Consider the following 20,713-nt stretch of genomic DNA (forward strand, 5'->3'; position numbering starts at 1 on the left):
TATTATAATTTAATGCTTAAATTTGTGCTATTCCTAACATATAAAAAATGACGAGCCTATTCAGTAGGAATCCTTTCACCGAATAGAGCTCGTATTTTTGTATTGTCCTATTTTACTATTTCTTATTGCTGTTCTGCACTATATAATTCTTCTAGTGGCTTTGTAATAATGCGACTTATGTCATTAATGAGCACATTCACTCGTTGTTCCTGCTCCATTAATTTTGAAATATCTTCATGCTGTTGAACAAGTTCAACGACTTTCTTTGCCTTTTCTACTTCTTCTTCTGTGATTTCCATTCCTTGCATTTGCTTTTGCTGCAACTCTAATTGTGTGTTGCGGAAATTATCAAACATTTGTTTAGATGATGGATCTCCCATTACTTTATCGTAAGCGGCTTTTAAGTCTTGGAACTCCTCACTTTGCTCAATCGCTTTTTCTAACTCTTTTGCACTATCCTGGATCGTTGCCATAAAAATAAATCCTCCTAATATTTAAGCTTAACTAGCTGCTATTTTCTTGCGTGCATCTACCACTATAACAGAGATTATTATCATTATCCAACTAAGATAAAGAGAAGTCCTTGAATTAGTCCAATTATCCCGCCTAAGAGTGCCCCTAAGTAAGTAATTAGTTTGAATTCCTTCCTAGAAATTGACAAGATAATTTGTTCAATTCTTTCCGTTGGGAAGGCTGCCACTTGCTTTTCCACCATTTTCTCCATTTCTAAATGCTTGAAAGCTTCTGGTATATTCTTTACCATTTTCTTAAAAATAGCATTCACCACATCTGGAACTACTTTTTGCTTTATTGTAGTTGCAAATGGTCGTAAAAGGCTAGGCGCATTGGTTTGAAGCCATTTTTGAATAGGCAGATTGCTTCTAACTAATTGGTTAATCATACTTTTTATTAAATCCCTTTCTAAAACATGACGATAATCAGAGAGCGTACTATCCTTTAATTTAATCCATTCCTGTTGGACTGCTTGATGTAACCATCTATAACCATCTGCTGACTGTATATATTGAACGAACAAGACTTGTACCTTTGTGGATAAATCCTCACTACTAAACATAGATAGAACCATGTTCCCAAAAAAACCTTTTGACTGTGCATACTGGTTGATAACTTTTTCTATTTTGACCTGTGTTGATGGTGCTTCTAGCATAGAAACAATTCGTTTGTGCAAATAGGTAGAAACCTTTTCAAGTACTTCCTCTATCTCTTTTTCTGCTTCGGTATTGAAAAAATCTTTCAACTGGGTAGATTGGTGTTGATCAAGTCTTTGTTGGTATAGTTCCACTATCCACTCACCAACTCTTTTTTCTACATCTTGCTTCGATATTGACAAATGGAATTGCCGTAACAATTGATCAATGGTTATTTGTTTTTGTAAGAATTGATCGAATTCTTTAGATAAAAGCTTGATCAGTTGATTCCTTAAACGTTCTTCCTTTAATTTTGCTTGAATACTTTCCTCCGTAATTAAATGGTTGACGACAAGCTGTCCCAATTGTACAGCTAACTGATCACGCCTTTTAGGAATAAGACCTGGAGTAAATGGTATTCTCCACTTACCTATATATTTCGCTTCATATGGTCGGAAAAGCATTTTTATTGCTAGAGAATTGGTTAATCCTCCAATCAACGCACCTACGACGATCATCATACATAATGTAAGGAATATATTCATTTATAGTTAACACCTTTCTTAGATATTTACTACCACTAACCAAAGGAATAGAGCATCATTTAGTATCATATAATGGATTAACTTTTCCACATTTTAATATGTAGTCTACGGACAATTACTGTGATAAAGAAAGGAAGTATGATCATGGATCAACTTCGAATTAAGGAATATACGAACCCAAAACCACGCATTATTGTGCCACACGACATTTATCGATATAATACTGTCATCCGCAAAATTAAAAATGGACCATACTCCACTACTTGTGAATGTCTAAGTCATTACCAGCGAACGGACACCATATATATTTCCTCTGCACTGATGCAACAATTGCATCTCCAAAATAATCATCATTATTCTATGCGATTTATTGGAGATACTTGTGTGATTACTTATACCTTAGGCATATTCATCGCCAATTCGAGACAATTACATCGAAGTGCTCACCAATTAAAAGAGATTGTCCAAGTAGGGGAGAAATATGGTTTTATCACTTATGTTTTTGGATATAAGGATGTAGATTTATCGAAACAAAAAATACAGGCTTATCAATATTATAAGCAGCAATGGTTAACAACTAATGTTGACATCCCATTCGTTATTTATAACAGAATTCCAAACAGAAAATTAGAAGCTCACCATCAAATTAAAAAAATAAAGCAAGGATTACAATCCACTTCTATTATATTTAATCATGATTTTTTTAACAAATGGCAGGTGTATGAATATCTTTTCCAGGATAATGAATCAAGACATCTTTTACCACAGGCAATATTCCAGCCTTCCGAACAGTCGGTTAAGGACTGGCTAAATTCTACCTCCATCTATTTGAAACCATTACAAAAATATCGTGGGGAAGAAAGCTATTTAATAGTAAAAAGAAAGGAGCAATTTATTCTTATTCAGACGGATGCGCCCCCTAATAGCAAAGAGATGTATTTTCCTTCATTTGATCTATTAAAAACTAGACGTTTTCCCAAAGGCTTTCAGCATTATGTCATGGAGGAAGCACATGCTCTATTTACTTATCATGATAGTGAGATTATGTTTCGTGTAAACAGTAATAAAAATGAAAACAATAAATGGGTAACCACGCTAATTGCAGCTTATCAAGTTAGACATTCTAATCGCTCAAACTTAGTCCCATTGTCCAACCTTTTTACCGAAAAAGAGGAGGAAGCCTTTCAAATAAAGATTGCAAAAATGGCTGTAACATTAAGTAAAATCTTAGAAAATCGGTTAGATAAAAACCTTGGTGAGCTTGCTTTTGATGTTGCTATCGATAAAGAAAAAAGAACATGGTTACTTGATGTCTACTCTCGTCCGAGCTGGAGAATTCTAGACCACGGTACGCTATATCCATTTGCTCTGGATATGATTGAGCACCTCTTCCGCTACTCCTTCTATTTACACAATCAAAAAAGAATGAACCTTTCCTAGTTTGTGCAAAATAAAAGGCAAGGAGGGATGAATATGGCAAAACCATCTTCAAAGAAAGAAAAAGATCCAAGAGAAACACATGAATTAGACGTAGATCGCATGATTAATGAAGGAATGGCAGGTGGTACTACCTATTCGATTCATGGAAGAATGCAAATCGAACAAGCTAGAGAATTACCAAAGCAAAACGACAAATTTCCATCAGAAAGCGATGATTAAATAAAGTGACTGGAAGGAAAAATCCTATGTGCACTGAAACCGCCCAATCAGAAGTTTACTCGGATTCTCTCTACTCTATTTAGTTATGTCTCAGCCTCCATGATGTTTGGTCTCCGCTTGCACTACACGAAAAGCGCACACTCAAGTGCGTTTTTTCTATTTATCATTTATGCAATCACTGTACACTTTGTTATACTAAAGTTAAGACTGAATGAAAGAGGCTAGAATATGCTTGTGCAATTACAACAAATGTTCCCTAATTTAACCAAAGCAACAGAAGAAAGCAGCTATGATTCTGCAGAGTACAAATGGTTTATAACGAAGGATAATGAAATTATTGGTATACCTGCGAGTGATTTATCCGATAGAGAAAAAGAGCTACTGGAGATTTTGTTGACACCATATTTTGCAAATGAACCTCCTACAAATGCTCGGGAAAAAAAATGGATGGATGTTTTATTTCATCATGAAATTCCTAGAACATTAATGGAGGATAGTTTTGAGAAGTATTATTTTGTTTATTTCTCCTTTTCAGATGATACCGTAGACCCTGAAGCATTTCGTGAAGCTATTTATGGGTTATTTCCTGTACAAATACCGATTCTGTGGGAAAATAATCATGAAGGAATACTTATCATAGAAGGAGAACAAACAACGGACGAGGATATTTCCTATTCTGAGATTATTGAAGTATTAACAACGGATTTCTATATGAACATCCAATTATTTATTGGGCCTACTCTCTACCATATCACAGAGGCAGCCAAATATTACCAATGGTTAAAAAAATGTTATAAGCTAACGAAAAGTCAAAACAGAGAAGTAATGTATTATATTAAGGCTATTCCATATCTTGTCATGCAACATTTATCTGATGAGGAGAAACATCTTCTTTATCACTCCATTCTTCATACTGTTATAGAAGAAGAGGAATTACTTAAGACGATACAAGTGTTCTTGGAATCCAATTCAAACACGACTCTTGCAGCTAAGAAAATGTTTATGCACCGAAATAGTCTCCAATACCGTGTAGATAAATTCATTGAAAAAACGGGGATTGATGTGAAGAAATTTGATGGTGCGTTAGCGGTATATCTGTGCCTAATTTTAAGAACACAATTGGCTTAGTATTTTTTGATGATTCTCCAACCGTGAAAGGTGGATCTCTAGGTCGATAAGCACGCTGTGAAAAGCTTGTATCCGTTTTCTGTAATCGTGCACAAAGCCCTCGACATTTTTTGTGCACGATAGCTATTTACGTTTGGATACTTTATTAGTAAACTATAACCTATAGATGAAACGCTTTCAACAAATTTAGGAGGGAATACAATGGCAGAACTATCATTAAGAAATATTGACAAAATCTATAACAAAGATGAAGGTAAAGCAGTAGATAACTTTAACCTTGAAATTAAAGACAAAGAGTTTATCGTTTTCGTAGGTCCTTCAGGTTGCGGTAAGTCAACCACATTACGAATGATTGCAGGTCTAGAAGAAATTTCAGGTGGAGAATTCTATATTGATGATAAATTAATGAATGATGTAGCTCCAAAAGATCGCGATATTGCGATGGTATTCCAAAACTATGCCCTCTATCCTCACATGAATGTATACGATAACATGGCATTTGGTTTGAAACTACGTAAATTTAAGAAAGACGAAATCGAGCGTCGTGTAAAGGAAGCTGCTCGTATTCTTGGACTAGAAGCATACCTAGATCGTAAACCAAAAGCACTCTCCGGTGGTCAACGTCAACGTGTTGCGTTAGGACGTGCGATTGTCCGTGATGCAAAGGTATTCTTAATGGATGAGCCTTTATCAAACTTGGATGCAAAGCTCCGTGTACAAATGCGTGCAGAAATTCAAAAGCTTCACCATCGCCTTCAAACAACTACTATTTACGTTACACACGACCAAACAGAAGCGATGACAATGGCAACTCGACTAGTTGTTTTAAAAGACGGAATTATTCAACAAGTTGGTGCACCAAAAGAAGTATACGATAAGCCTAACAACATTTTTGTTGGTGGATTTATCGGTTCTCCAGCAATGAACTTCTTTACTGGAACATTAGATGAAGGTCACGTTAATCTTAGTGATACTAAGGTAGCAGTACCAGAAGGTAAAATGAAGGTTCTACGTGAGCAAGGTTATGTTGGTAAAGAGATTGTTTTAGGTGTTCGTCCTGAAGATATCCATGATGAGCCAGTTTTCTTAGATGCAAACCCTGGTTCCAAGATTACTGCAACTATCGACGTTTCTGAATTAATGGGTTCTGAGTCTTACCTTTATTCAGAGGTAAATGGTCAAGAATTTGTAGCACGTGTAGATTCTCGTACGGACATTCATGGTGGAGAGAAAATCGATCTTGCTTTTGATATGCATAAGTCTCACTTCTTTGATAAGGATTCAGAAGAACGTATTAAATAGTCTGCCAATTTTCAACTATATGAGTAAACGCATAGCAAGTGGTGCTATGCGTTTATTTTATTACATTCTATAACTTAGATTGTGTCTTCTTCAATACTAACTTCTTGGACATAACTACATGCTGGACAAACCCCGAAATGTATACACCTGTGTTCATCACTACTTACTGGATCACCATCAATCATTTTTCCGTCTTCTATCTCTATATAAGGGGAATAATCTCCATAAAAATCAACGACCTTCCCACCATCCCGCATCTCGGTATGACAAGCAGGACAAGTATAGGAAAAGGATTCCATCCCATTACAAACTAAACATACAAACATCATGATCACCTTCTCGAATCACATTCTATTGACGACTAGTATTGTGACAACTTATCAGTACAAAAAGAGGCGCATCATTGCGCCCCTTTCTTCATATCAAACAATTTTCGTTATTGTGGTCTTCCGCCAAACTGTTGTTCAGCCATTTGTACTAGTCTTTTAGTGATTTCTCCACCAACAGAACCGTTAGCGCGAGAAGTTGAATCTGCACCTAAGTTTACTCCAAACTCTTGTGCAATCTCATATTTCATTTGATCTAGAGCTTGTTCAACGCCAGGAACAACTAATTGATTGGAATTGTTAGTTGCCATTTATAATCACCTCCTGTACACCATATTGTGAACAAAAAGGAAATCAATATGCCAAAATCCCATTAGTAATTTCTAGCAATATATCCATTTAATAAAGGTCATTTCTATTTAGGGTAAGTCATTTCTTCAGGCTTAATCCACTCATCAAATTGTTCTGCCGTTAATAAACCTAATTCGATTGCCGCTTCTTTCAATGTAGTATTATCATTAAATGCCTTTTTGGCAATTTTAGCTGCATTCTCGTAACCAATATGAGGATTTAACGCCGTTACAAGCATCAAGGAATCATTAAGATTTTTCTTGATTTGCTCATAATTTGGTTCAAGTCCAATTAGACATCGATCATTAAATGATAGCATACTATCAGCTAAAAGTTGGGCAGATTGAAGAAAATTATATGCAATAACTGGTTTGAAAACATTTAGCTCAAAGTTTCCTTGACTTGCCGCAAAGCCAATTGCTGCATCATTCCCCATTACCTGTGTTGCTACCATTGTTATTGCTTCACTCTGTGTTGGGTTAACCTTACCAGGCATGATTGAGCTACCCGGTTCATTAGCAGGGATAGCAATCTCACCAATTCCGCAACGTGGTCCGCTTGCTAACCAACGAACGTCATTTGCGATTTTCATTAAATCTGCTGCTAACCCTTTTAAAGCACCATGAGCAAATACTAGTTCGTCATGACTTGTTAAAGCATGGAATTTATTCGGAGCTGAAATAAATTGTTTTTCCGTATATGCACTAATTTTTTCGGTCACTCGTTCTGAGAATTCAGGGTGGGCATTTAAACCAGTTCCTACTGCTGTACCACCAATTGCTAATTCCTTCACATGTGGGAGGCTGTTCTCGATCATTAACTCCGTTTTTTCGATCATACGATGCCAGCCACTAATTTCCTGACCTAACGTTAATGGTGTAGCATCTTGAAGATGTGTTCTCCCGATTTTCACAACATCATGAAACGCTTCCATCTTCTCTTTTAATGTTTGCTTAATAATGTGTAAGGCAGGTATCAATACATCCTCTAATTTTCTCACTGCAGCAATATGTAAGGCGGTTGGATAAGTATCATTCGAGCTTTGCGACTTATTTACATCATCATTTGGATGTAAGGTTATCTCACTATTTTGTTCTTTTAACCATTGGTTACCAACATATGCAATAACCTCGTTCACATTCATATTCGATTGAGTACCACTACCAGTCTGCCAAACAACTAGTGGAAAATGCTCTGTTAGTTCACCTGCTAATATTTTATCTGCTGCATAGGTTATAGCCTCAGCTTTTTCTTTTTCCATTAATCCTAATTCACTATTAACGATAGCAGCACTTCGCTTTAAAATAGCAAAGCCTTCAATTATTTCAAGTGGCATTTTTTCGTTGCCAATTGGGAAGTTTTCCTTGCTACGCTGTGTTTGTGCCCCCCAATATTTATCACTTGCGACTTTGATTTCACCAATCGTGTCACGTTCCAAACGATAATCCATTTCCACTCTCCCTCTCTAATCTTCATTCCCTTTTATTGTACCAAAAAAAGCGATAATTGTATTCTTCTATCATGTGAAAACTTTACGTCCGCCACTTGTTAATTTAAGTAAAAAAAAATAGTGACATCCATGCCACTATTTCGTCTCCACATATGGTAAGCCTGTTCGAAACAAGCCTTTTGTTTCCATGCCACCTAATCCTTTTTCTCCTGTCATCGTATTCTTTAAAACATCATATACATTGACCTTATCCATAAACGGCGTATAAGCGATCTTTGCAATGACATATACGGGGTCTAATGCATGAATATTAATGCGTTCCGGAGAACTAGCAAAATTTGCTCCAGCACGGATGATCGACTCAAAATGGGATTGACAGGCACCAGCAAAAATGATTAATTGATCTAGATTAGGCTCCCACATTCTTGCTTTTCTTACCGTTTCCACAAAGTATTTGGAGTTCCGATAGGCAGTTAGTTCCTTTTTTGCCCCTTTAGATTTGGAATAGGCATCATGTCCTGTTACTACTAAAATCTCTGGCTGTATCTTTCGAATAATAGTATCTATTTCTAGGGGAAGTTCATTTTCTTGAAGATAGACACCATGGACTTGCAATCCAAGTCTTTGATATAAATCAATACATTTTTTTAAGTAGAGCCGGTCTCCATCGATATGGAGAACTTTAACAGGTAGCTGAAAGCGAGCAATATTACTAGGCTCATCCCGTTTATGTTTCATATCCTTCTTTTCTTTCATTAATTGGTAATCTTGACGGAACATACGATAAGAATATTCCTCTTTATCCTTCATCTCCTCTTGTCGCTCTCGTATATCATCCTCAGGTAGAACTCTAACATCTTCAATAGGAGCATCTGCTTCTAAACGTAAATCCTCACCATGGAGAATTACTGTATTCTCAACGATATTCTTAATACGAAAAACAATATCATGTTGATGGGAATATCTCGTTACTAGCATTCCAGTCATCAGTTTCACCAAATCACCAGCTTCCTTCAAAACATTGTATGTTATAGGCTATGATCATAAGTGATGTTTGGTGAAATGACATCATTAATTTTTACGGATATAACCCAAAAAATTCCTCCAGCGTTGTTTGTTGTTCATACACTTCTGTTGCAATTTCTTTTCCGACATATCTGACATGCCACGGCTCATAGCTATATCCTGTAATATCATCCTTGCCTTCTGGATATCGAATAATAAAGCCATATTCATGGGCATGTTCCTCTAACCACTGTCCTTCCTCCGTCTGGATAAAGCTTGGCTCAAGAACAGAAACTAAGGCTGCTGAGGCAACATCCATCGCAAGACCTGTTTGATGTTCACTTGTTCCAGGTCTTGCAGAATATTTATCCGCATGCTCCTGACCGTTTTGTGCCACATTGTTCTCATATATTGCTTTTTGTCTATCATAGGAACGATAGCCTGAAACCGCCACTAACTCTAAGCCATCAGCTTTAGCACCTTCAAATAACTTCTCCAAGGCCGTTGCAGCTATTTGACGTAATTGACGTTTTGGATCTCCTTCTTCTGCATAAAAAGAAACATTTGGTTCCACTAAATCTGTCGGCTCATACCCATCAGGCAATCTTCTCTGTTTATTTACAATTACTTCTACACTTTTTGGATTATCAACGATTAAAAGCCCATTCTCATCCACCTTGAGCTCTTCTTCATCTGAAACATTTTTATCTTCTGTAGTACTTGCTTCTTCTGCTTTATTTTGTTCCTCTTGCTGATCATTTTTTTCTTGATCAGAAGGGGTTTCCTCCTGTTGGTTGTTTTCCACAGTAGGTGTTTCTTCTTTCTGGTCTTTATCTGTTGAATTCTCTTGTTGACATCCTACTAAAATGGTCCCCATTAGTAGCATAACGAAAAGCTTTTCCTTCATCAAATTTCTATCCTCTCTATTTTTTCACTTCTTCTACTATAACAAATATAATAAACCTCGTCACTCAATTACGGACGAGGTTTATCTCTATGCTTCCCATATATAACTTTTATAAGAATCGCTTAAGCGCTTAAATGATTCGATGTCCTGTTGATCAATAGCTTCATTTAATTTCTCTTCTAAGCGTGCTTTGTTCCAACTAAAACAAAGATCATCAAGCACTAACTGTGAAGCAAGCTTAATTTCAAATGGTATTTCTCTTTTGGCGATCAGCTTTTTATCACCGTTTTGTTGAAATGATTTTAAACGATAACTTACCTTCTGCTTTTTCATGGAGCACGCCTCCTTTAATTCTTTGTTACTAAGTAATTCCCTAAATAGAACGCCATTAAACCTCAAGAGATGCTGTGTATTTCAGTTCGTGAAATTTATCACCGATCATTGTTCTGTAAATCTAAACAATTAGGTAATACTAATCCGTAGAGAAAAGAGTAAGACTAGACATTACTTTCATACATTTGATAAGCTTATTATACCAAAAACCGAAAGTGCGGGGACGATTCATGAATCCATATGAAAAATATAAGAAGGCGGAAATAGGAGCATGGATAAGCATTGTTGCCTATTTATTGCTTGCTACGATAAAATTGATTGTTGCTCAAATTGGGAACTCTTCTGCTCTAAAAGCAGATGGACTAAATAACGCTACAGATATTATTGCATCTGTCGCTGTGTTAATTGGTTTAAGAATCTCTCGAAAACCTCCTGATGAAGATCACCATTATGGTCATTTTCGAGCAGAAATGATTGCATCTCTTCTTGCAGCATTTATTATGATGACAATCGGTTTACAAGTATTATATGATACAATCCGGTCAATTGTTATAGGTCATTACACAGAGCCTAATTTACTTACAGCTTGGGTTGCTATCGGCTCTGCAATCTTTATGTATCTCGTTTATTTGTACAACCTCCGGCTTGGCAAAAAAGTGAATAGTACGGCACTATTAGCAGCAGCACAAGACAATAAATCAGATGCTTTAGTCAGCATTGGTGCTTTTATTGGTATAATTGGTGCACAATTTCAACTATTTTGGCTTGATCCTTTAGCAGGCTCTATTGTGGGAATCATTATTTGTAAAACAGCTTGGGATATCTTCCGCGAAGCCACTCACACGTTGACAGATGGATTTCAGCCGGATGATCTTGAGGAAATTAAACAAGCGATCTATTCTCATTCTGAGGTTCTGGAAATTAAAGATGTGAAAGGAAGAATGCATGGAAATCAGGCTCTTATTGAAGCAACGATTTTTGTTGATCCTCAGCTTACGGTTGAGGCGAGTCATCGTATAACAGATCATCTAGAGGATATGCTTAAGCATAATCACAATGTGCCCCATACGCATATTCATATTGAGCCCTTTAAGAAATAGTGAGGATCCAGTGGGGTTATTCACCCCACTGAGATCGTAAGAACCACAACGGTGAGGATGCTCAACAGAACAACGAAAATAATATGTACCCTAAACCATGCTAATAATATGGCAGCAACTCCTGCAACTAACCCGACGAAAGGCTTATCAGGAATGACAGATAGAATTCCTGGAAAAATGAGAGCACCTAATGCGGCATAAGGGATTGCCTTTAACCATTTATTTACCCACTCAGGAAAATGAATAAGATCTACGATAAAAGCCGGGATTATCCTAGGAATTATCGTCACTAATGCCATCCCAATAATAATCACCCAAATCATACCTTATCCTCCTCCAGTATAAACACTCCCGCAAGACCACCAAGAATGGTGCCAACAACAATTCCCCATCCTTGTCCAATATACGGTGTGACTAAATAATTGATAAGCATTGCAACAACACTAATTACTGCAACACGTTTATATTTCCTAACTGAAGGAATTAATAGTCCAATGAACATCGCATAAAGTGCAACTCCCATACTTTGACTAAGCCTTTCTGGAATAACATCACCTAAAACTCCTCCTAATAATGATCCTATTACCCAAGATAAGTAGGAGGTTAGTATAATGGTTCCATAAAAGTAGGCTCCATATCTATGATCTACTTGCTTTTTGTAAATGGAGGAAACGGAAAAGGTTTCATCGGTTAGCCCAAGGACAAGAGGTAGCTTCCATTTTAAAGGATATTGCTTGATTTGATTGACAAAGGAAAGACTTAAAACAAAATGCCTAAAATTAAGAACAAAGGTTGCTACAATAATCTCTAAAGCACTTGCACCTAGGCCAATCATCCCAGCTCCCATAAATTGAGAAGCACCAGCATAAACAAGAATACTCATGCCAGTTAACTCAAATAAACTCATACCTGCTTGTTTAGCAAGTACACCATACGCTATCGCTATTGGGATATAACCAATAACAATTGGGGAACCTGCTATAAAGCCATCCCTTATCTGTATTCTTTTTAGTGATCGCTTCTGTTTGTCCATTTTAGCTTTCAGTCAATTTCTCCTTCTTGGTCTGTTAAAATCAATGGACCATCATTAGTAATAACGATCGTATGTTCAAATTGCGCAGAACGACCTCCATCAATAGTTCGAGCTGTCCAATTATTATCATCCATTTTACTTTTCCAATCACCTTCATTAATCATTGGTTCGATTGTTACGACCATTCCTTCTTTTAGACGAGGGCCTTTTCCCGGTAGTCCATAGTGTGGAATATGTGGATCCTCATGAATTGTTCGACCAATTCCATGACCGGTAAAATCTCTAACGACTGAGTAACCTTCTCCTTCAGCATATTGCTGTATAGCATGGCCGATATCTCCAATACGATTTCCTGGCTGTGCTTGTTCTATCCCTTTGTACAAAGAATTTTTTGTTACATCTAATAATTTTTTGGTTTTATCGTCCGCTTCGCCAACAACATAAGTCCATGCAGAGTCGGCTAATCCACCTTTTAAATTCACTACCATATCAATTGTAACAATATCACCTTGTACTAGTTTTTCTTCCCGTGGAAATCCATGACAGATTTCATCATTCACAGACGCACAAGTAGCATAGGGATAGCCACTGTAGCCTTTTTGTTCTGGTGTTGCCCCATGTTCTGCAAGAAATTCCTCAACAAAATCATCAATTTCCTTTGTTGTTATTCCTGGCTTTATTCTTTTCGCGATTTCTTTATGGCACTTAGCAAGTAATTTTCCTGCATCGTGCATCATTTCTATTTCACGTTTACTTTTTCTTGTAATCATTTCAAACTTCCTTTCTACCGATACCAAAAACTTATATCATTCCTTAAACAGTTTATCATATTTTGCTAAGAAGTTGTGTACTGACCTCTTCACCTACAAAAAACTGGCGTGGAGCTTTTAGCCATGCCAGTTTTTTCTTTATTAAAGATAATATATAGATGAATAAAACGCAGGCTCCCGCTAAATTGCGAGAAGCCTTGTGTGAATAACCTTAGTATCCGCCGTAACCCCAAGAAGCACCGATAATGATCAATAGAATAAATAAGACAACGATTAGCGCGAAGCCTGAACCGTATCCTCCACATTGTTGTGCACCCATGATTCATCCCTCCTTTAATACTTACACTTATAACGTATGTAAAAAAGGGGAAAATGTCCTTCGTTTTTTAAAAAATGGGTTGTTACCTATACTCGGCTATAGGATGTCTTTTACACTTAAGTACTCTCCATTTTTGACCAATGTAGGATTCAATAGACGATCTACTAATACTTTTGCTACTTTACTTGTATCACGTAGATTGTTTTCGGTTTTATATGCTTTAAATTTCTCTACATCTATAAATTGGCTTTTATCAGCAGATCTAATCTCTCCCTGCATATCTGTATCCATGATGCTTGGATCAAAAAGGAATACTTTATTTTCTGTTTCTAACTCTTCTTGCTCTAATGCAACTGTTTTAGTATATCGATCGAGAGCTGCTTTCGTACTTCCATAAGCATTCCAACCATAAACGGATCGATTTGCTGCTCCAGAGGTTACATTAACGAGAATAAGTGGAAATGTTGTATTTCTCCAAGCATCGAGCCATATGTTAGTGACGATCATCGGTGATGCTAAATTGATATGAACATGATCTATAATTTGATCATTGTTCTGTTTACCAACCTGTTCAATCGGTGTCACAACTGCTGCATTTTGTACCAGTACTAACGATTCTAGCTCTTTATCTTGTAATGAATGAATGATTTGGTTAAAAGTAGCTTCTGTTGCTTTTAGATCTGACAAGTCTGTTTGATAATGCTGATAGCTCCCATGTGTTGATAATTGCTTCAACTCATCATTTTGACTACGTGCTAAACCAATCACATGATAAGAAGCTTCCATAAGCAATTTTGCAATAGAAGCACCTAATCCTTTAGACGTACCAGTAATGACCGCATATTTCATTAAACTCACCTCATTTTTTAGCAATATTTAACGCATGTGTTATTGCTTCAATAATATCAGATGCTTCCTCAATTCCTACAGAAATCCGCACTAAACCTTTTGTAATTCCTAACTCCTTTTGAGCAGCTTCAGGCAAGTTTCGGTGAGAGGTTCCGATTGGATAGGATACCGTTGTTTCCACCCCTGCTAATGTTGCGACAATTTTAATCCATGCTAATGATTGGAAAAAGGTATCAATATCAGCATTTTCTGCTAATTCTATTGTAACAATAGCACCATTTCCCTGTTCAGACACAAATGTAGGATAATAAACCCTTCTAACAGCTGGATGTTCCTCTAACGATTTTGCTAGTTTTTGGGCATTTTGTACATGACGTTCCATTCTTACCCCTAATGTCTTCATCCCTCTTACTGTTAACCATGCTTCGAACGGACTCAGGTTTGCTCCTAGGTTAACACACTTCTTTTGTGCGTTCGCTATTAAATTCTCGCTGCCAACCACAACACCAGCAGTAATATCACTATGCCCACCTAAATATTTCGTAGCACTATGGACAACTAAATCTACTCCTAATACATATGGTTGAACTAAGTAAGGTGTTGCAAATGTATTGTCTATCATTGTTTTCAGCTGATGTTTCTTTGCGATTTCGACAACTTTTTTAAGATTTTCCACACGTAATAACGGATTCGTAATGGATTCTGTATATAATAAGACAGTATTTGGCTGAATATGCTCTTCTATTTCTGCATCAAAGGATATGAAGCTAACCTCTATTCCGAATTCCGTCAATTCATTGGCAAGTAGCTCATAGGTACCTCCGTACAAATCATTGGATGCTAATACATGATCTCCTGATTTCACTACAGAAAGTAATCCCACAAGTATAGCCGATAATCCAGACGATGTTGCTATCCCACTCGGAGCACCCTCAAGCTTCGCAACTGCTTGACCGAGCTCATCTGTGTTAGGATTTCCAACACGTGTATATAAATAATCACGTTCCCCTGTATAAAAGTTTTCAATATCTTTTAAATCTTTAAATGTAAAAGCAGAGGTTTGATGAATTGGTGTAACCTTTGTTGGAATTCCGTCTCGTTTCATTGTAATATGTACAGATTTTGTATCAAATCCTTGTCCCATTCTCCTCTTCCTTTCTATTTGTCTATGTATTACTTTAACGCAATCTCAACCTATTTCCAAATAAGAAGATGTCAGAGAGCTACCTCTGACATCTCCTATCCTTATTGATCGCGTAACCATGCCACACACATTGTTCCATGACCTGTGTGTACACCTGCTACTGGTACTAATGTTTGTATTTGAATTTTCAATTCCTGATAGAGCTGTTCAAGCTCACTCTTCCATTGCTGGGCTTGGTCGATTACCCCACCATGTAGAATACATATTTCCTTTAATGAATAAGCATTCATCGCTTCATCTATTAAATGAAACATTTTCTTCTTTGCCCTTTTTTTTATTCTTACTTTGTCCTTGATGACCACCTTACCATTATCAAATCCAAGAATAACATGTATATTTAACAAGGAAGCAAATATGGATTGTGTAGTGGTTACTCTACCACTTTTACGCATTTGCTCAAAGCTTTGTGGCATTAAGTACATTTGAGCAAGCTTAGGCAAATCGCGAATCTTTTCAACAATTTGTTGAAAGCTCTTACCATTTCTGTGCATTTCCAGACCATTTTTAATCATTTTCCCTAAAGCAAAATCACCTATCTTAGAATCAATGACCTCCACTTCAAATCCGGTTAATTCAGATGCAGAAACAGAGCTTTGGTACGTGCCTGTTAGTTGACTTGAAGCATGGAGAGCAATACCGCAGTCATACTCTTTTTTAAGTTTTTCATATAATTCCACAAAATCACCAAAGGCTGGCTGACTTGTTTTCGCCTCGTCCCCATGCTTTTGTAAAAGCTGATAGAATTCCTCTTTCGTTAAGTCGACATCCTCACGATAGGTTTTCCCGTTTATAATAACATTAAGTGGAAGGATGTATATATTATGTTTCTCCGCGAATTCCTTTGATAAACCTGAAGAACTATCGGTAATCCATGCTATCTTTTTCATCTAACCGCCCCATTTTCTGCAATTATTTATTACCTTATATTTTATCGAACAATATATAAGAAGTAAAATTATTCGACAAATTATCACAGTATTAGTCTTTCACTATTTTTTATTTTGTATAAAGCAACTTAGATAATTTCGCTATGTTCGACTTTCTCCATTGTTAAAGGTGTAAAAAAAGCGAAGAGGTCTCCCTCTCCGCTTTTTTAGTGCGCTGCATGGCCTGATGTTAGAACCCAAATGGATCCAAATACAATAACAAGTGCTAAGAACACACTATAAACAATATTTACAATATTAATGACCCCTTCTTTACCTTCCGTTACGTGCATGAACATAAACAACTGAATTAATGCTTGGAAAATGGCAAATGCACCAATAATCCACAAGATCACCAAACTTGAGAAGTCTGTATAAAACTTAACAAAAACAGCAAGTAATGTTAGTGCAATCGACAGAAGAAACCCAATTAAAAGATTCCATGGAAAATGATTTGACTTTGCACTCATCTATATCACCATTCCTTTCAGATAGACGAATGTAAAAATAAAAATCCATACAACGTCTAAGAAGTGCCAATATAAACTTGCGATAAACAATTTACTGGAAGTCTTTTCAGTAATTCCACGGCGAACTAATTGCACTAGTAATAAACTAATCCAAATAATCCCGAAGGTTACGTGAGCACCATGAGTACCTAATAACGTGAATAATCCAGCAGTAAAACCACTCGTTTGAATGGTTGCACCTTCATGAATGAAATGAAGAAACTCATTAATTTCAAAATATAAGAATCCTGCACCCAATAATAAGGTCACAATCATCCAAGTGAGTAAGCCTTTTTTATCGTGATTTCGCATAGCGTGAATAGCAAGGCCTGAAGTGAAGCTACTAGTTAATAGTAAAAAAGTTTCGATCAAGACATCCTTTAAAACAAAAATGTCTTGACCTGCAGGACCACCTGCTGTGTTATGCTCTAGAACGAAATAGGAAGCAAACAAGGTAGAGAATAGGACAATCTCAGCACCTAAAAATATCCAAAAGCCTAATATATTCATTTGACTCTGTTGTGATTTATATTCTAATGGTGTTTCTGTGTGTGAGCTCATTTTAATTCACCCCTCCATTCTCGTTCTTCTTCCTCTAATTCCTCAACAGGTATATGATACCCATCATCGTAATCAAAACTATTCGCAATTAATCCAATAATAATCAATACACTTGATATAATCGCTAGCGTAAACCATTCAAATACTAGGAAAAATCCAACAATGCCAAATGCTACACCAAGGAAAACTGGAGTCCAACTATTACTTGGCATATGGACAGGCTTCAATTCAGATTTTTTCAGACCTAGCTTGCCTGATTTCTTCTTGTGCCAGAAATCATCTAAACGATCAACTTTTGGAACTACTGAGAAATTGTAGTGTGGCGCAGGTGATGCTGTTGACCATTCTAGCGTTCGAGCATTCCAAGGATCATTGCCTGCATCACGTTTTGCATAGCGGAAGCTCCAGTAAATGTTATAGCATAACGCTGCAAATCCTGCCGCCATAATCAGTGATCCTACTGCAGAGACTCCTAGCCATGCTCCCCAGCCAGTGCTTTCCGCATAGGTGTATAGACGACGAGACATACCATCTAATCCGACAAAGAACATTGGCATAAAGGTTAGGTTAAAGCCTATAACAAATAACCAGAAATGCCATTTTCCAATTTTTTCATTTAATTTAAATCCAAACATTTTTGGCCACCAGTAATATAGAGCTGCAAATACAGCAAATACGACACCTGGAATCAATACATAGTGGAAGTGTGCCACTAAGAACATGGTATTGTGATATTGGTAGTCAGCTGCTGCCATCGCAAGCATTACTCCAGTTACCCCACCGATTGTAAAACATGGAATAAAGGCCAAAGCCCAAAGCATCGACGTTGAAAATTCAATTCGACCTTTTCTTAAAGTAAATAGCCAGTTAAATATTTTTACTCCTGTCGGTATGGCAATCATCATGGTAGTTAAGGAGAAGATTGAGTTAACTGCCGCACTATTACCCATTGTATAGAAATGGTGTACCCATACGAGCATACTTAGAAATGCGATACCCGCAACGGCAAATACCATAGATTTATAGCCATATAAATTTTTACGTGCAAAAGTAGCAATAACCTCAGAGAACATACCGAAAGCTGGTAGCACAACAATATAAACTTCTGGGTGTCCCCATAACCAGAACAAGTTGAGCCATAGCATTGGATCTCCACCACTCGCCACAGTAAAGAAGTGTGTACCGAATAAACGGTCCATGGACATATATAGTAAAGCAACAGTGAAGATTGGGAATGCTGCCACGATAATGATGGATGTGATTAAACTAGTCCATACAAAGATAGGCATCTTCATCCAAGACATACCAGGTGCACGCATTTTTATAATTGTCACAACAAAGTTAATCCCTGACATCAATGTCCCAATACCGGCGATCTGAATGGCTATTGCATAATAGTTATTTCCGACGCCAGGAGTAAATTCCTTACCTGCTAGAGGAAAATAAGATGTCCATCCTGCATCTGGCGAACCGCCAATAACAAAGGATACGTTAAATAGCATCGCTGCAGCAAAGAATAGCCAAAAACTTAATGCATTTAATTTAGGGAAAGCAACGTCTCGTGCTCCTATTTGTAATGGAACAACAACGTTCATAATCCCGATTAACATTGGCATTGCCATAAATAAAATCATGATCACACCATGTGTTGTGAAGATCTCATCATAGTGCTGTGCATCTAAAAAGTCTAACTCAGGTCTGGAGGTTTGAGCCTTCATTAATAGCCCATCAACTCCCCCTCTGAAAAACATTAAGACACCTGAGATAATGTACATAATTCCAATTTTTTTATGATCAACAGTTGTAAACCATTCATTCCACAACCATTTCCATCTCTTTAAATAAGTGATCAATGCTAAAAGCCCAATCATCGTTAAGCCAATTGCAATTTGAGATCCTAGTATTAATGGATCACCAGTTACAAAAAATTCATCTAAGGACATGTTCTTCACCACCTCTTTTAATGATTAGAGTGATCTTCCATATGGGAGGAATCACTATGTTGTTCGGACTGGTCGTTTTCTGATTGATGCTTAGATTCTATTTCAGGTTGACCATCTAATTCTTGCTCTTTTTCTTCTCCATGCTGAATCTCATAAAGTTCAGGATGAATATAATCGGCTGATCCGCCTTTAGCATGGTCTATCCAATCTAAATGAGTATTATTAAAGGTCATACGACCAACCACTCCAGGCTCTAACAACTCATCATATTGATCCTCTGTTAGTTTGTTTGCTGTTTTCTTCACATCATGAATCCATTCATTAAAGTCCTCTTTAGATTGTGCTTGGACTTCGAAATCCATATGGGCATAACCTCTACCATTGAAGTTAGTATTTCTACCATAAAAAGAGCCTTCTTGGTCTGCAACTAAGTAAAGGTTTGTTTGCATATTTGCCATGGTATATTTTTGGCCACCCAATTCAGGTACCCAGAAGGATTGCATCGTTCCAGCTGAGGTTAGTTTAAATTGCACTGGATGATCCTTCGGAATATTAATATAGTTCACTGTTTCAATATTTTGGTCTGGATAGCTAAATATCCATTTCCAGTCAGCTGAAGTTACATGGATAACAAGTGGTTCTTCCTCTTCATATCCTTGCGGGATATCTTCCACTTCATAGATCGTTTTTGTTGTAGGGATCATCAATGCAATAACGATCAATACAGGGATACCAAACCATATGATTTCTAAAATATGGTTCCCTTTCTCTTCTTTCGGTTCAAAATCTCCATCATTTGGTCTTGCCCGATATTTCCACACAATGACAGTGAACAAAATGAATACTACTGCTACTATAATGAGCATAAAAATAATAGAGAATATAATTAAATCTGATAAATTTCTAGCTACAGGTCCCTTCGGATCAAAAACTATTAATTTATTTTCACAACCAGCAAGTATTAGCGGTGTGACTAATAATAAAAATAGACCATAGACCTTTTTCAATGCCTTCATCTTATTACTCCCTCCATAAAGCATCTATACAAAACAAATCCAGTTCAGTAATGGGAATGATTACCCCTCTTTCTTCTCCATTGTTACATCTAAATATGATGAAATTATGATGAAAGAAAATTTGTCATAGAAAGTTCAATTTTGAACCAAAGAGGGAATAGAAAAGGAAGTGAAAGTGTTTTACGTAATGCACAAATAGGAAATAGTGAAAAAGATCACAGACATTGATAACATAACTTTTATGATTAGATGGTTAGCACTGTGATACAACAAATTGAAAAAGACTGGAACCTTTACTATTCCATCAAATTTCTATACTATTTTAATGA

The 20,713-nt window shown here is 36.8% G+C and carries 24 protein-coding genes; 5 read left to right on the forward strand and 19 right to left on the reverse strand.

All coding sequences use genetic code 11. The features are described 5' to 3' along the window. Positions 1 to 122 precede the first annotated feature (122 nt). Both ACZ5R4_RS07305 and ACZ5R4_RS07310 read right to left on the reverse strand, forming a co-directional pair. Complete coding sequence (locus tag ACZ5R4_RS07305) at positions 123 to 473, reverse strand: YlbF/YmcA family competence regulator (protein WP_054788495.1); 351 nt, start codon at positions 471 to 473, stop codon at positions 123 to 125. A gap of 83 nt (positions 474 to 556) precedes the next feature. Next, positions 557 to 1,693, reverse strand: a complete 1,137-nt coding sequence (locus tag ACZ5R4_RS07310) for a DUF445 domain-containing protein (RefSeq protein ID WP_054861347.1) — start codon at positions 1,691 to 1,693, stop codon at positions 557 to 559. A gap of 144 nt (positions 1,694 to 1,837) precedes the next feature. Between ACZ5R4_RS07310 and ACZ5R4_RS07315 the strand changes: the two genes are divergently transcribed. From ACZ5R4_RS07315 to ACZ5R4_RS07330, 4 genes are all read left to right on the forward strand, one after another. Then, positions 1,838 to 3,133 (forward strand): YheC/YheD family protein, encoded by a 1,296-nt coding sequence (locus ACZ5R4_RS07315; protein WP_464368273.1) that lies wholly within the window; start codon positions 1,838 to 1,840, stop codon positions 3,131 to 3,133. 33 nt (positions 3,134 to 3,166) lie between these two features. Further along, a complete protein-coding gene (locus ACZ5R4_RS07320) occupies positions 3,167 to 3,352 on the forward strand; it encodes a hypothetical protein (RefSeq protein ID WP_054788501.1) in 186 nt (61 codons plus the stop codon). A 228-nt stretch (positions 3,353 to 3,580) separates the two neighbouring features. After that, complete coding sequence (locus ACZ5R4_RS07325) at positions 3,581 to 4,480, forward strand: PucR family transcriptional regulator (protein WP_054861350.1); 900 nt, start codon at positions 3,581 to 3,583, stop codon at positions 4,478 to 4,480. 201 nt (positions 4,481 to 4,681) lie between these two features. Further along, positions 4,682 to 5,782 carry an ABC transporter ATP-binding protein gene (locus tag ACZ5R4_RS07330; RefSeq protein ID WP_054861351.1) on the forward strand — a complete coding sequence of 367 codons (1,101 nt, stop codon included), beginning with the start codon at positions 4,682 to 4,684 and terminating at the stop codon, positions 5,780 to 5,782. Positions 5,783 to 5,856: 74 nt separating this feature from the next. Here the strand turns inward: ACZ5R4_RS07330 and ACZ5R4_RS07335 are convergent, their stop codons facing one another. The 6 genes from ACZ5R4_RS07335 to ACZ5R4_RS07360 form a co-directional block, all read right to left on the reverse strand. Beyond that, positions 5,857 to 6,108 carry a hypothetical protein gene (locus ACZ5R4_RS07335; RefSeq protein ID WP_109985519.1) on the reverse strand — a complete coding sequence of 84 codons (252 nt, stop codon included), beginning with the start codon at positions 6,106 to 6,108 and terminating at the stop codon, positions 5,857 to 5,859. A gap of 110 nt (positions 6,109 to 6,218) precedes the next feature. Continuing rightward, positions 6,219 to 6,419, reverse strand: coding sequence for an alpha/beta-type small acid-soluble spore protein (locus ACZ5R4_RS07340; RefSeq protein WP_054788504.1), 201 nt, complete (start codon positions 6,417 to 6,419; stop codon positions 6,219 to 6,221). Between the two features lie 104 nt (positions 6,420 to 6,523). After that, complete coding sequence (fumC, locus tag ACZ5R4_RS07345) at positions 6,524 to 7,909, reverse strand: class II fumarate hydratase (RefSeq protein WP_109985520.1); 1,386 nt, start codon at positions 7,907 to 7,909, stop codon at positions 6,524 to 6,526. Between the two features lie 135 nt (positions 7,910 to 8,044). After that, entirely contained in the window at positions 8,045 to 8,905 is an 861-nt protein-coding gene (gene yabG, locus ACZ5R4_RS07350; RefSeq protein ID WP_109985657.1) for a sporulation peptidase YabG, read from the reverse strand. Between the two features lie 82 nt (positions 8,906 to 8,987). After that, positions 8,988 to 9,821, reverse strand: coding sequence for a M15 family metallopeptidase (locus tag ACZ5R4_RS07355; RefSeq protein ID WP_109985521.1), 834 nt, complete (start codon positions 9,819 to 9,821; stop codon positions 8,988 to 8,990). Between the two features lie 87 nt (positions 9,822 to 9,908). After that, a complete protein-coding gene (locus ACZ5R4_RS07360) occupies positions 9,909 to 10,154 on the reverse strand; it encodes a hypothetical protein (protein WP_054788506.1) in 246 nt (81 codons plus the stop codon). A 230-nt stretch (positions 10,155 to 10,384) separates the two neighbouring features. Between ACZ5R4_RS07360 and ACZ5R4_RS07365 the strand changes: the two genes are divergently transcribed. After that, positions 10,385 to 11,254, forward strand: coding sequence for a cation diffusion facilitator family transporter (locus ACZ5R4_RS07365; RefSeq protein WP_109985522.1), 870 nt, complete (start codon positions 10,385 to 10,387; stop codon positions 11,252 to 11,254). A 20-nt stretch (positions 11,255 to 11,274) separates the two neighbouring features. Here the strand turns inward: ACZ5R4_RS07365 and ACZ5R4_RS07370 are convergent, their stop codons facing one another. The 11 genes from ACZ5R4_RS07370 to qoxA all read right to left on the reverse strand — a co-directional run bounded on the left by ACZ5R4_RS07370 (position 11,275) and on the right by qoxA (position 20,384). Next, positions 11,275 to 11,577 (reverse strand): AzlD domain-containing protein, encoded by a 303-nt coding sequence (locus tag ACZ5R4_RS07370; RefSeq protein WP_109985523.1) that lies wholly within the window; start codon positions 11,575 to 11,577, stop codon positions 11,275 to 11,277. Next, complete coding sequence (locus ACZ5R4_RS07375) at positions 11,574 to 12,287, reverse strand: AzlC family ABC transporter permease (RefSeq protein ID WP_464368274.1); 714 nt, start codon at positions 12,285 to 12,287, stop codon at positions 11,574 to 11,576. Before ACZ5R4_RS07375 ends, ACZ5R4_RS07370 begins: the two co-directional genes overlap by 4 nt. 8 nt (positions 12,288 to 12,295) lie before the next feature. Beyond that, positions 12,296 to 13,057, reverse strand: coding sequence for a type I methionyl aminopeptidase (gene map / locus ACZ5R4_RS07380; RefSeq protein ID WP_109985524.1), 762 nt, complete (start codon positions 13,055 to 13,057; stop codon positions 12,296 to 12,298). Positions 13,058 to 13,268: 211 nt separating this feature from the next. Then, the gene (locus ACZ5R4_RS07385) at positions 13,269 to 13,376 is read right to left on the reverse strand and encodes a YjcZ family sporulation protein (protein WP_109985525.1); all 108 of its coding nucleotides are present in this window, start codon (positions 13,374 to 13,376) and stop codon (positions 13,269 to 13,271) included. 96 nt (positions 13,377 to 13,472) lie between these two features. Next, positions 13,473 to 14,225 carry a (S)-benzoin forming benzil reductase gene (locus ACZ5R4_RS07390; RefSeq protein ID WP_054788509.1) on the reverse strand — a complete coding sequence of 251 codons (753 nt, stop codon included), beginning with the start codon at positions 14,223 to 14,225 and terminating at the stop codon, positions 13,473 to 13,475. A 10-nt stretch (positions 14,226 to 14,235) separates the two neighbouring features. After that, complete coding sequence (locus ACZ5R4_RS07395; RefSeq protein WP_464368275.1) at positions 14,236 to 15,369, reverse strand: trans-sulfuration enzyme family protein; 1,134 nt, start codon at positions 15,367 to 15,369, stop codon at positions 14,236 to 14,238. Positions 15,370 to 15,470: 101 nt separating this feature from the next. Continuing rightward, complete coding sequence (locus tag ACZ5R4_RS07400; RefSeq protein WP_054861355.1) at positions 15,471 to 16,316, reverse strand: DegV family protein; 846 nt, start codon at positions 16,314 to 16,316, stop codon at positions 15,471 to 15,473. A 206-nt stretch (positions 16,317 to 16,522) separates the two neighbouring features. Then, a complete protein-coding gene (qoxD, locus tag ACZ5R4_RS07405; RefSeq protein ID WP_054788510.1) occupies positions 16,523 to 16,825 on the reverse strand; it encodes a cytochrome aa3 quinol oxidase subunit IV in 303 nt (100 codons plus the stop codon). Continuing rightward, positions 16,826 to 17,425 carry a cytochrome aa3 quinol oxidase subunit III gene (gene qoxC, locus ACZ5R4_RS07410; RefSeq protein ID WP_054861357.1) on the reverse strand — a complete coding sequence of 200 codons (600 nt, stop codon included), beginning with the start codon at positions 17,423 to 17,425 and terminating at the stop codon, positions 16,826 to 16,828. Further along, the gene (qoxB, locus tag ACZ5R4_RS07415; protein ID WP_464368276.1) at positions 17,422 to 19,368 is read right to left on the reverse strand and encodes a cytochrome aa3 quinol oxidase subunit I; all 1,947 of its coding nucleotides are present in this window, start codon (positions 19,366 to 19,368) and stop codon (positions 17,422 to 17,424) included. The genes qoxC and qoxB overlap by 4 nt, the downstream gene beginning before the upstream one ends. A 17-nt stretch (positions 19,369 to 19,385) precedes the next feature. Beyond that, positions 19,386 to 20,384, reverse strand: coding sequence for a cytochrome aa3 quinol oxidase subunit II (gene qoxA / locus ACZ5R4_RS07420; RefSeq protein WP_109985530.1), 999 nt, complete (start codon positions 20,382 to 20,384; stop codon positions 19,386 to 19,388). Positions 20,385 to 20,713 lie beyond the last annotated feature (329 nt).

The sequence above is a fragment of the Gracilibacillus sp. JCM 18860 genome (genome assembly GCF_055395245.1).

Excerpts from the sequence above, each read along its gene's own strand:
- ACZ5R4_RS07305 (WP_054788495.1), bottom strand. The coding sequence starts at position 473 with ATGGCAACGATCCAGGATAGTGCAAAAGAGTTAGAAAAAGCGATTGAG.
- ACZ5R4_RS07310 (WP_054861347.1), bottom strand. The coding sequence starts at position 1,693 with ATGAATATATTCCTTACATTATGTATGATGATCGTCGTAGGTGCGTTG.
- ACZ5R4_RS07315 (WP_464368273.1), top strand. The coding sequence starts at position 1,838 with ATGGATCAACTTCGAATTAAGGAATATACGAACCCAAAACCACGCATT.
- ACZ5R4_RS07320 (WP_054788501.1), top strand. The coding sequence starts at position 3,167 with ATGGCAAAACCATCTTCAAAGAAAGAAAAAGATCCAAGAGAAACACAT.
- ACZ5R4_RS07325 (WP_054861350.1), top strand. The coding sequence starts at position 3,581 with ATGCTTGTGCAATTACAACAAATGTTCCCTAATTTAACCAAAGCAACA.
- ACZ5R4_RS07330 (WP_054861351.1), top strand. The coding sequence starts at position 4,682 with ATGGCAGAACTATCATTAAGAAATATTGACAAAATCTATAACAAAGAT.
- ACZ5R4_RS07335 (WP_109985519.1), bottom strand. The coding sequence starts at position 6,108 with ATGTTTGTATGTTTAGTTTGTAATGGGATGGAATCCTTTTCCTATACT.
- ACZ5R4_RS07340 (WP_054788504.1), bottom strand. The coding sequence starts at position 6,419 with ATGGCAACTAACAATTCCAATCAATTAGTTGTTCCTGGCGTTGAACAA.
- fumC (WP_109985520.1), bottom strand. The coding sequence starts at position 7,909 with ATGGATTATCGTTTGGAACGTGACACGATTGGTGAAATCAAAGTCGCA.
- ACZ5R4_RS07355 (WP_109985521.1), bottom strand. The coding sequence starts at position 9,821 with ATGAAGGAAAAGCTTTTCGTTATGCTACTAATGGGGACCATTTTAGTA.
- ACZ5R4_RS07360 (WP_054788506.1), bottom strand. The coding sequence starts at position 10,154 with ATGAAAAAGCAGAAGGTAAGTTATCGTTTAAAATCATTTCAACAAAAC.
- ACZ5R4_RS07365 (WP_109985522.1), top strand. The coding sequence starts at position 10,385 with ATGAATCCATATGAAAAATATAAGAAGGCGGAAATAGGAGCATGGATA.
- ACZ5R4_RS07370 (WP_109985523.1), bottom strand. The coding sequence starts at position 11,577 with ATGATTTGGGTGATTATTATTGGGATGGCATTAGTGACGATAATTCCT.
- ACZ5R4_RS07375 (WP_464368274.1), bottom strand. The coding sequence starts at position 12,287 with ATGGACAAACAGAAGCGATCACTAAAAAGAATACAGATAAGGGATGGC.
- map (WP_109985524.1), bottom strand. The coding sequence starts at position 13,057 with ATGATTACAAGAAAAAGTAAACGTGAAATAGAAATGATGCACGATGCA.
- ACZ5R4_RS07385 (WP_109985525.1), bottom strand. The coding sequence starts at position 13,376 with ATGGGTGCACAACAATGTGGAGGATACGGTTCAGGCTTCGCGCTAATC.
- ACZ5R4_RS07390 (WP_054788509.1), bottom strand. The coding sequence starts at position 14,225 with ATGAAATATGCGGTCATTACTGGTACGTCTAAAGGATTAGGTGCTTCT.
- ACZ5R4_RS07395 (WP_464368275.1), bottom strand. The coding sequence starts at position 15,369 with ATGGGACAAGGATTTGATACAAAATCTGTACATATTACAATGAAACGA.
- ACZ5R4_RS07400 (WP_054861355.1), bottom strand. The coding sequence starts at position 16,316 with ATGAAAAAGATAGCATGGATTACCGATAGTTCTTCAGGTTTATCAAAG.
- qoxD (WP_054788510.1), bottom strand. The coding sequence starts at position 16,825 with ATGAGTGCAAAGTCAAATCATTTTCCATGGAATCTTTTAATTGGGTTT.
- qoxC (WP_054861357.1), bottom strand. The coding sequence starts at position 17,425 with ATGAGCTCACACACAGAAACACCATTAGAATATAAATCACAACAGAGT.
- qoxB (WP_464368276.1), bottom strand. The coding sequence starts at position 19,368 with ATGTCCTTAGATGAATTTTTTGTAACTGGTGATCCATTAATACTAGGA.
- qoxA (WP_109985530.1), bottom strand. The coding sequence starts at position 20,384 with ATGAAGGCATTGAAAAAGGTCTATGGTCTATTTTTATTATTAGTCACA.